Source organism: Lentzea kentuckyensis, from assembly GCF_002150765.1.
Classification (GTDB): Bacteria; Actinomycetota; Actinomycetes; order Mycobacteriales; family Pseudonocardiaceae; genus Lentzea; species Lentzea kentuckyensis.
This window is the reverse complement of record NZ_MUYM01000011.1, coordinates 1-414: the sequence shown is the minus strand read 5'-3', so window position 1 is coordinate 414 and position 414 is coordinate 1. Positions and strand designations below refer to the sequence as shown.

Genomic DNA, 414 nt, shown 5'->3' with positions numbered 1-414 from the left:
TAGACCTTCGGGTCCAGCGTGCCGATGTAGGGCAGGTCGCGGTAGCGCTCCGCGTAGTCGAGGCCGTAGCCGACGACGAACTCGTTCGGGATGTCGAAACCGACGTACTTCACCGGCACCTCGACCTTCACCGCGTCGGGCTTGCGCAGCAGCGTGCACACCTCCAACGACCGCGGCCTGCGCGACTGCAGGTTCTTCAGCAGCCACGACAGGGTCAGCCCCGAGTCGATGATGTCCTCGACGATCACCACGTTGCGGTCGGCGATGTCGCGGTCCAGGTCCTTCAGGATCCGCACCACGCCCGAAGAGGACGTGGAGGAGCCGTAGGACGAAACGGCCATGAACTCCAGCTGCACCGGAACGGGCAGCGCGCGAGCAAGATCGGCCATGAACATCACGGCGCCCTTGAGCACC

At 65.2% G+C, this 414-nt stretch carries 1 protein-coding gene; it reads right to left on the bottom strand.

Going from position 1 to position 414, the window contains the following annotated elements; translation table 11 throughout:
* Positions 1-414: hypoxanthine phosphoribosyltransferase (hpt, locus tag B0F77_RS06470; RefSeq protein ID WP_143466603.1), on the bottom strand; the 414-nt coding region annotated here is incomplete at both ends.